Here is a 10,046-nt window from a genome sequence, read left to right as displayed (position 1 = left end):
TACCTTCTAAATAACGCATAACTACCGCTAATTTATGTTCAGTAGTAAATTTAGTCATAAAAAATGCACCTCCAAATATTAGTCGTGTCTAACATTTGGGGTGCACTTCAATAGTTGAGTGGTTTCTTTTAATTCGAGTGGATTGAATGCTTAACTGTTGCACCATTGTTTTCTACTTTTATTTCACTTACATCACAATTTGGAAATAAACGTGTAAAATAGTTGATTGCTTCAGTACAGCCTTCGATTGAAACAAATGCTAGTACTGTCGGACCGGCACCACTTAATACAAATCCATGCACATATTCAGGTAATTCGATTTGTTTTAGGGTGTCTAGTTCTTTTACAATTTTGCATCGATATGGTTCGTGAAATAGATCTCGTTTCATCATATCGCCTGCTAATGGCCAATTTTCCGTTAATAGTGCTAAAACTAATATATTACTATAGCTGCTAGATTGGATAGCATCCTTATAAGAAATCGTTGAAGGTAATATATTTCTTGCATGGACAGTTTCTAATTCGTATTTTGGAATAATTGCTACTACTGATACTTTATTTAATTTCGAGTGTTGGATATAAGCTTTTCCATCTATAAAAGTCCCAATGACTAAGCCGCCATAAAGTGAAGCACCGACATTATCCATATGACCTTCAATTGAAGTTGCGATTCTAAGCTGTTCTTCTATAGGTAATTGAAGATTACAAAGTTCATTTGCCAGAATAATGCCACCTACTATTGCTGAGGCACTACTTCCTAAACCTCTTGTTAAAGGAATATTACTTTCAAGCTTTAAATGACATGTTGGCAAAGATTTATGATTTGCTTTTGCAACATCAATCGCTGTTTTTAAGATTAAATTTGTCTGATCAAGTGGAATATCTTTCAAATATTCACTAAATCCCTCACAGCTATATTGATCGTGATCATATACTTCAATTGTTAAGTATCGGTCTAAAGCGATACCAATCGAATCAAAACCAGGTCCTACATTTGCAGTGCTTGCAGGAACTGTTATTTGGAAAAGTTTTTTCATATCGAAACCACACCTTGTAAATGTTCTAATACAATTTTTTCTTCATTCGGTAACAAAATTGGTTCAATTTTACTTGATTGAATTGCGATATCTGGATCCTTTAATCCATTACCTGTTAAAATGGCTACTACTTTTGAGCCTTTTTTGATTACACCTGACTGTACTTGTTTAAATACACCAGCAATACTTGCACATGAACCTGGTTCTGCAAATACGCCTTCTTTTGATGCAATCCATTTATACGCTTGTAAGATTTCTTCATCTGATACACTATCGATTGCACCGTTTGATTGCCCAATTGCATTTACTGCGTGCTCCCAGCTTGCTGGATTACCAATTCGAATAGCTGTTGCAATTGTTTCGGGATTTTCAACCTTTTTATTATTAACAATTGGTGCTGCACCTTCTGCTTGAAAACCATGCATTTTAGGTAATTGATAACCTTTTGAACGGTTGTATTCGTTAAATCCTTTCCAGTAAGCTGTAATATTCCCTGCATTTCCGACTGGAATGGCTAAAATATCTGGAGTTGCTTCCAATTGCTCACAAATTTCGAAAGCAGCTGTTTTCTGCCCTTCTATTCGATATGGATTTACGGAATTTACTAGTGTGATTGGTTCAGTCTCACTAATTTTTCTTACCATTTGTAATGCGTGATCGAAATTTCCATCAATACTAATTATATGTGCTCCATACATGACAGCCTGCGCAAGTTTACCATATGCAATTTTGCCATTAGGAATAATAACAAAACATTTCATACCAGCTCTTGCCGCATACGCTGCAGCGGCGGCAGATGTGTTACCAGTCGATGCACAAATAATTGCTGAACTTCCTGCTTCTTTTGCCTTAGCAACTGCCATTACCATCCCACGATCTTTAAATGAACCAGTTGGGTTTAGCCCTTCTAATTTAACAAATAATTCAATTCCCCACTCTTCTGATAAGCGAGGTAAAAATAGTAATGGCGTATTTCCTTCATTTAAAGTTAATTTTGGTGTTTCTTCATTTATAGGTAAGAAACTTGAATATTTTTCAATTAATCCTTTATACATCACGATCTTCACCTGCAATTCTATAATAGCTACGTACTTCATCGACTACATCAGATGTCTCTAAATTTTCAATTACCTTTTTGTATGCTGAATATGAAGCATGGTGTGTTACTAAAATAATTTCAGCAAGACCTTTATGCTTTAATGGAACTTGAATGATTTTCTCAAAGCTTATATCAGATTCTGTAAAAATTGAAGTAATTTTTGCGAACGAACCTAATTGATCTTTTACTGTAAAGCGGAAGAAAGATTTAAAACAAATCTCATGATCTTCTTTTAATTCTTTTGGATATTGTGGTAAAACAGCACTTGTACCGTTAACACCTAATCTCATATTTTTCATTACTGCAACTAAGTCTGATACGATTGCAGTTGCTGTTGGTAAACTACCTGCACCAGGTCCATAGAACATCGTTTCTCCTACAGCTTCACCATATACATAAACTGCATTAAATTCATTGCTAACAGATGCCAATGGATGATTATGTGCAATTAAAGTTGGTCCAACACTAACTTCAATTCGATTATCGTTTCTTTTCGCATAACCGATTAATTTCATTGTATAACCAAAGTATCTAGCAAAATCAATGTCTTCTGAAGATACTGAACTAATTCCACGTACTTGCACATCTTCTAGTTCAACATCCATTGAAAAACCTAATTTAGCTAAAATCGTCATTTTTCTCGCAGCATCTAAACCTTCAACATCAGATGTTGGATCTGCTTCTGCAAAGCCGAGTTCCTGAGCTTCTTTTAATACATCGTCATAGGCCTTACCTTCGTTGCTCATCTTTGTAAGAATAAAATTTGTCGTTCCATTTACAATTCCCATTAGCTTAGTTACACGGTCTGAAGCAAGACCATCTACTAAACTACGAATAATAGGAATACCACCAGCAACGCTAGCTTCATAGAATAAATCGCATTTATTTTCATTTGCTACACGGAGTAATTCAGTACCATATAAAGCCATTAAATCTTTATTAGCTGTAACTACATGTTTTTTATTTCGAAGAGCATGAAGTATGTATTGTCTAGCATCTTCAATTCCACCCATTACCTCTACAACAACATCTATATCAGCATCATCTAAAATTTCATAAGCGTTTGTCGTTAATAATTCCTTCTGAATTGAAATTGATCGTTCCTTTTCAGGGTCCTTAACAAGAACCTTTTTTACTTGTACAGAACAACCGATTTGATGAGCTAATCTGTCCTGATGATTTTCAACAATTTTTACAACACCACTTCCAACAGTTCCAAGTCCTAATAGTCCAATAGATATACAGTCCTTCATATGATCTCCTCCGTTAAAATTTGATATTATTTACATTATGGGAATGTTTTATGAAAATAGCAAACACTTTTTTAAATTTTCCAATTATTTTTATTTAACATTTGACGAAATTATGAAACCTAAATTTTAAAATCATAAATTGTAAGGGGTTTCTTGATAAACGTAATAATTTAACCAATTTGAGAATAGTAGATTAGCATGGCTTCTCCAACGTACAATCGGTGGTTTTTCCGGATTATCATTTTGAAAATAGTTTTTTGGAATAGTAATTTCCGCTCCTCTTTGTACATCTCTTTCATATTCTGATTTTAAAGTATTTATACAATATTCATGATGTCCAGTTGCGAAAATTTGCTTTCCGTCCTCACTAGTAACAAGATGGACACCTGCATCATCTGATAGACTTAAAATCTTCAATTCTCCTTTTTTATCGATGTCTTCCTTCTTAACTTCAGTGTGTCTTGAATGTGGTACATAATACTCGTCATCAAAGCCACGTACTAGTTTCACAAAGCGATCCTCTACTGTATGTGGGAAAACACCAAACATTTTTTTATCTAATGTATATTTAGGAACACCGTAGTGATGATAAAGACCTGCTTGTGCGCCCCAACATATATGCAATGTAGAAGTTACATTTTCTTTTGTGAAATCCATGATTTCTTTAAGCTCCGACCAATATTCGACTTCCTCAAACTCAAGTGTCTCAACTGGAGCACCAGTAATAATAAAGCCATCATATTTTGTATTTTGAATTTGTGATATTGTTTTATAAAAGCTTGAAACATGCTCTTCTGAAACGTTTTTTGGCTTGTATGATTCAGTACCGATTAAATCGATATCTACTTGTATAGGTGAATTTGCAATTAAACGTAATAATTGCGTTTCCGTTTCAATTTTAGTTGGCATTAAATTTAAAATGCCTATTTGAAGCGGTCTTATATCTTGCGACTCCGCTCGCTCTTTGGTCATATAGAAAACATTTTCTTTCGTTAGTATTTCCGTTGCAGGTAGATCTTTGTTGATAATTACAGGCATTTTTTCCACTCCTCTTTTTTCTTAGGAAAAAGGCAGTAGAATGATGCATGAACTATTTCTACTACCTATTTAACTATTTATACTAAATTTTGGTTTTATTGAATTAAATGAATAATTATTCTCTCTTTTTAAACTGAAAAATATCTTCCATCTTTATGCGAGAATACCATTGCAGTTACAGATGCTTCTGGTAGCATCATAAATCCTTCTGTCAGATTAATCCCAATTTCATTTGGATTAATTAACTTAAATAGCTTTTCTTGATCCTCAAGATTTGGACACGCAGGGTAACCAAATGAAACCCTGATTCCTTGATATCTTGCTTTAAAACGCTCAGACATTGTGAAATCTGGACGATCTGGGAATCCCCATTTTTCTCTCATTAGCATATGAGTTTTTTCAGCTAAACCTTCTGCTAATTCTAAAGCTAATGAGAATAAAACATGACTCTTTAAATACTCTCCTTCTTGTTTCAATCTTTCGGCAATATTTCTTACTCGTGGTCCCGATGTTACAGAAAAGAATCCAACATAATCCATCTCTTCACCAACAGGATTTAAAAAGTCGCTGATACAAAGATTTGGTTCTTTTCTTTGTCTCGGAAATTGGAAACGTTCAATTGGTTTTTTCGTTTCAGAGTCATAGATAATGACATCATTTCCCTCACTTTGAGCAGGGAAAAATTGATAGATTACTTGGCAATCAAAATATTCATTTCCATCTTTTAAGAATTCTTGAACTAAATCGTATAATTCTTGACCACGTTCTTGATTTTCCCATTTACCTTTAACCCCTAAATGATGTCCTATTAACATTTGGTAATTAATAAAAGGTGCCACTTGAGCTACTGGAATATTTTTTATGACCGTTTTGCTTAATGATGAAGGAACTAAGCAATCTGACTTTTGTATTGCTGATCTCTTTGTACTAACTTCTGGAACTGGCAATTCAATAATATTGTCTATTTTTTTAATTGCTTTTTTCTTTTCTTCTAATGCTTTTAATTCATCTGGATTAACAATTTTATTTGCTAAGTCTAAACCTGTCATTGCGTCATTTGAGTAAACAACTAAACCATCATAAATTGGCTGAATACGGTTTTCGGTAAATTTTCTAGTTAATGCAGCACCACCAACTAATATTGGGGTGTTAATCCCTGCGCTTTTTAAGTCACCAGCTGTAATAACCATTTGTTGAGCAGACTTTACTAATAAGCCTGATAATCCAATAATGTCTGGTTTGTTTTCACGAATCTTTGTAATTAAATCATCTGGTCGAATATTAATACCTAAATTGACAACATCAAATCCGTTATTCGTCAAAATAATATCTACTAAGTTCTTTCCAATATCATGAACATCACCTTTAACTGTCGCTAAAATGACTTTCCCTTTTCTAGAGCTTTCAGTTTTCTCCATAAATTGCTCTAAAAAGTTTACAGATGCCTTCATCACTTCGGCACTTTGTAATACTTCAGCCACGATTAATTCATTATTATTGAAAAGTCTTCCAACTTCATCCATACCGGTCATTAGTGGACCATTAATAATATTTAACGGTATGTCACCACGGTCAAGGCAGGCTTGCAGATCTTCTATTAATCCTTGCTTCGAACCTTCAATTACACACGCCGCTAATCTTTCTTCAATCGGAAGCAGTTCTTTTGGTTTTTCTTCTTTCTTTACTGAATTTCTAAAATGCTCAACAAATTTATCTAAAGTTTCCTGAGACGTATGGAATAATAAATTCTCAGCAAGCTCACGTTCTTCTGCAGGAATTGAAGCGAATCGCTCTAGTTTCTCAGTATTTACAATCGCGTAATCAAGACCAGCTTTTGTAGAATGATATAAGAAAACAGCATTTAATACTTCACGACCAGCATTTGGTAATCCGAATGAAATATTACTTAAGCCTAAAATCGTTAAACACTCTGGAAATTCATCTTTAATTAATTGAATTCCATCAATTGTCGCTTTTGCAGAACCGATATATTGCGTATCACCTGTTCCAACAGGGAAAACAAGTGGATCAAAGATGATATCTGTCGCACGAATTTTATATTTTTCAGTTAATAGTTGATAACTTCTTTTTGCAATTTCCAATTTTCTTTCTGCTGATACAGCCATACCATCTTCATCAATCGTACCAACAACTACTGCAGCACCATATTTATGAATGAAAGGTAAAATCTTCTCAAATCGCTCTTCCCCATCTTCAAGATTAATCGAATTAATAATCGCTTTACCTTGAATATAAGTAAGTGCTAATTCAATTACATTTTCATCAGTTGAATCAATCATGATTGGAACTTTTACTTTATTAACTAATTGCTTTATGAAATTTTCCATATCTTCAACTTCATCACGATCTGGATCTGCCATACATACGTCGATGACATGGGCACCTTTTTTCACTTGAGCTCTAGCAATCTCTGAAGCTTCTTCAAATTTCCCGTCAGCTATTAAGTTTTTAAATTTACGAGATCCAATAACGTTTGTTCTTTCACCGACGAAAAGTGGTCTCATACTATCATCATAGCGAAGTGATTCTAAACCACTAACAGCGTGATCCTCTCTTTTTTTAGGTTGACGAGGTGTTATTCCACTGATCGCTTCTTTCATTGCCCGAATATGTTCAGGAGTTGTTCCACAACAACCACCTATAATATTGATCCATCCTTGTTCAGCAAAATCACGTACTTTATGCGCTAATGATTCTGGTGATTCATGATAATGGCCATCCTCATCTGGTAAGCCAGCATTTGGATAACAAGATACAAATGTCTCAGATAGTTCTGACAATGTACGAACATGATCTCTCATAAACTCTGGTCCTGTTGCACAGTTCAATCCAATTGATATAGGAGAAATATGTTCAATAGCTAAATAAAAAGCATCAATTGTTTGACCTGCTAATGTTGTCCCCATTGGTTCAATCGTTCCGGAAATCATAACTGGTAATTTTTTATTTAGCTCATTAAATGCATTACTAATCCCAATACAGGCAGCTTTAACATTTCTCATATCTTGACAAGTTTCAACTAATAAAACATCTACGCCACCATTTATTAATCCAGTTGCTTGTCGATTATATGCAGTAATTAATTCATCAAAAGTCACTCCACCTGTAACACTGATTGCTTTTGTTGTTGGCCCCATTGCACCCGCTACATATACCTCTTTACCCGATGCCACAACTGCTTGCTTTGCAATCCTTGCTGCAATTTCATTTAGTTCAATATCTAAATGCTGTAAATTGTAATCGGATAAAACAATATTTGTAGCTCCAAATGTGTTCGTTTCGATAATGTCAGACCCTGCATCTATATACTCCTCATGAATTTCTTGAATAACATCTGGTCTTGTAACAACTAAATATTCATTACAACCTTCATATTCTTCTCCACCAAAGTCTTCTGCTGTTAAATCTCTTTGTTGGATCATCGTTCCCATTGCTCCATCAAGAAGTAATATTTTTTCTTTTAATGCTACGTCTAAAGTTTTCATAGTTGAATCTCCTCTTTATTGCTGCTTTTAGTAAATTGAATTAAGTCCTCTGTAATTTCATACTTCAAAAATGGAGTGATAAAATAAATCCCGTTAAATTTATCCTTAACATAATCAATAAGCTCTTTTGCAATTTTTTTACCTTCATCAACTGCTCTCTCGGGTTCAACTGATGAAATTCTATTTCTTACCTCTTCAGATAAAGTAATTCCTGGAACTTCATAATGGATAAAATCAGCATTTTTCTTACTAACTAGCGGCATAATTCCAATAAAAATTGGCTGTTTAATATGACGTGTTGACTCATATAACTTATCAATCGTTTCAAAATCATATATTGGCTGCGTTAAAAAATAATCTGCTCCCGCCTCAACCTTTTTCTCAAGCCTTTTAATTGCGGCATCAAACTTTCGAACATTCGGGTTAAAAGCAGCAGCAACAGAAAACCTCGTTCCATTTCCTAAGCTTTTACCGGAATAAAGCCTACCATCGTTCATTTCCTTAATCATTCGAATAAGTTCAAGTGATGCTACATCGTAAACTGAAGTTGCACCTGGAAAATCTCCTACCCTTGCTGGATCACCAGTTATAGCAAGAACTTCATTTAATCCTAATGTTGATAGCCCCATTAAATGCGATTGAAGTCCGATCATATTACGATCTCTACAAGTTAAATGCGTCAAGACTGGTACATCCAATCTCTGAAGCAGTGATGCCATCGCCACATTCGAAATTCTAGGTGAAGCTAATGGATTATCTGCTAACGTAATTGCATCAGCCCCTGCGCTATGTAATGCTTTCGCTCCTTCAAAAAACTTTCTCGTTTGTAAAGTTTTTGGCGGATCTAGCTCTGCAATGATCGTCGTTCTCTTTTTTGCCTTTTCTGCTAAAGTTTCATTCTTTTGCTCTTCTTGTTTAGGGATTGTAATTTTAATTGTTCTGTTTTTCACTTCTTTTTTTGTAACAGGTTGTAAAGTATCAATCTTACTTCGTAAAGCAGCGATATGTGCTGGTGTTGTACCACAGCATCCACCGATTAGTCTTACACCTTGCTCAATAAATGGTTTTGCCATATCTTCAAAATATTCTGGATTCGATTTGTATACGTATTTTCCCTCATTGTATAAAGGTAATCCTGAATTTGGAAATGCCGATAAATAACCATTCGTTGGTAATGAAACAGTATTTAATGATTCCAGCATATGAAGTGGTCCAAGATGACAATTGATTCCGACTACATCTGCACCTAAATCAATTAAATTAGGAAGAATCTTTTCAATATATTGACCACTTTGCATGACGCCAATTTCTTGTAGTGTCACTTGTGCAATGATCGGTAAATCCGTTCTTCCTCTTAATAGATTTACAGCATCATATAATTCATTTTCATCATAAAATGTTTCAAGCATGATTCCATCTACGCCTTCTTCTAGTAACGCCGAAGCCTGCTCAAGTAGCATCATCTCTCGTTCCAAAGCTGTAGTAAAAGTAGAACCTACATATTTCATTCCACCTATACCACCAATTACTAAAGCTCTTCCTTTTGAAGCCTCTCTAGCATTTCTAACAGCCATTTGATTAATTTGCTTAACCAGCTTTTCCAAACCATATTGTCTCAGTTTTCCAGCATTGGCACCGTACGAATTTGTTTGGATCACTTCTGCGCCAGCATCTATATATTGTTCATGTATATGAATGATTCGATCACGCTCAGTAATATTAAGTTCTTCAAAACAGCTGTGAAGTCCGCCAGAATACAAAAGCGTTCCCATTGCACCGTCACCTAAAACAATTCCATCTTTTAACTTTTCCAATAAGCCCATACAATCACTTCCCATTTATATAAAATAAAAAAACGCCATTCCCTCAAAAAAATGAGAGAATGACGTTTAAGTACAGATCACGCCTTATCTCTCATGTTTTAAACATGCTGGATTTAGCACTTTTTAGCTTTCGCTAAAGTTGCCGGGTTTCAAAGGGCCAGTCCCTCCACCACTCTCGATAAGGATTATTTAGTTATATTCAATATAAAACAGTTTACTATATTTATATGATAAAGAAAAGACATTTATGGAAAGATTTCCAAAAATAAATTTATTTTGTTTACATAATA

Annotated in this window: 6 protein-coding genes and 1 riboswitch; all 6 genes read right to left on the bottom strand. The window is 34.5% G+C overall.

Annotated elements, in window-relative coordinates; all coding sequences use genetic code 11:
• Positions 1-128: 128 nt before the first annotated feature.
• Positions 129-1,037 (bottom strand): homoserine kinase, encoded by a 909-nt coding sequence (thrB, locus tag AN960_RS23765; protein WP_056477330.1) that lies wholly within the window; start codon positions 1,035-1,037, stop codon positions 129-131.
• Positions 1,034-2,092: a threonine synthase gene (gene thrC / locus AN960_RS23760; protein WP_172795456.1), complete on the bottom strand. Its 1,059-nt coding sequence runs from the start codon at positions 2,090-2,092 to the stop codon at positions 1,034-1,036. Before thrC ends, thrB begins: the two co-directional genes overlap by 4 nt.
• Positions 2,085-3,389, bottom strand: coding sequence for a homoserine dehydrogenase (locus AN960_RS23755; protein WP_056477324.1), 1,305 nt, complete (start codon positions 3,387-3,389; stop codon positions 2,085-2,087). The genes thrC and AN960_RS23755 overlap by 8 nt, the downstream gene beginning before the upstream one ends.
• Positions 3,390-3,521: 132 nt before the next feature.
• Positions 3,522-4,427 (bottom strand): homoserine O-acetyltransferase MetA, encoded by a 906-nt coding sequence (gene metA / locus AN960_RS23750; protein WP_056477322.1) that lies wholly within the window; start codon positions 4,425-4,427, stop codon positions 3,522-3,524.
• A gap of 128 nt (positions 4,428-4,555) precedes the next feature.
• Positions 4,556-7,933: a methionine synthase gene (metH, locus tag AN960_RS23745; protein WP_056477319.1), complete on the bottom strand. Its 3,378-nt coding sequence runs from the start codon at positions 7,931-7,933 to the stop codon at positions 4,556-4,558.
• The gene (locus AN960_RS23740; protein WP_056477316.1) at positions 7,930-9,756 is read right to left on the bottom strand and encodes a bifunctional homocysteine S-methyltransferase/methylenetetrahydrofolate reductase; all 1,827 of its coding nucleotides are present in this window, start codon (positions 9,754-9,756) and stop codon (positions 7,930-7,932) included. The genes metH and AN960_RS23740 overlap by 4 nt, the downstream gene beginning before the upstream one ends.
• Before the next feature lie 81 nt (positions 9,757-9,837).
• Positions 9,838-9,941: riboswitch (SAM riboswitch) on the bottom strand.
• Between the last annotated feature and the right edge of the window lie 105 nt (positions 9,942-10,046).

It is taken from the genome of Bacillus sp. FJAT-25509, from assembly GCF_001420605.1.
Taxonomy (GTDB): domain Bacteria; phylum Bacillota; class Bacilli; order Bacillales; family Bacillaceae_G; genus Gottfriedia.
The sequence above is the reverse complement of the archived record's forward strand: the minus strand, read 5'-3'. Positions and strand labels throughout refer to the sequence as shown.

Bases quoted from the DNA above. Each gene is read 5' to 3' on its own strand.
- thrB (WP_056477330.1), bottom strand. From the start codon at position 1,037: ATGAAAAAACTTTTCCAAATAACAGTTCCTGCAAGCACTGCAAATGTA.
- thrC (WP_172795456.1), bottom strand. From the start codon at position 2,092: ATGTATAAAGGATTAATTGAAAAATATTCAAGTTTCTTACCTATAAAT.
- AN960_RS23755 (WP_056477324.1), bottom strand. From the start codon at position 3,389: ATGAAGGACTGTATATCTATTGGACTATTAGGACTTGGAACTGTTGGA.
- metA (WP_056477322.1), bottom strand. From the start codon at position 4,427: ATGCCTGTAATTATCAACAAAGATCTACCTGCAACGGAAATACTAACG.
- metH (WP_056477319.1), bottom strand. From the start codon at position 7,933: ATGAAAACTTTAGACGTAGCATTAAAAGAAAAAATATTACTTCTTGAT.
- AN960_RS23740 (WP_056477316.1), bottom strand. From the start codon at position 9,756: ATGGGCTTATTGGAAAAGTTAAAAGATGGAATTGTTTTAGGTGACGGT.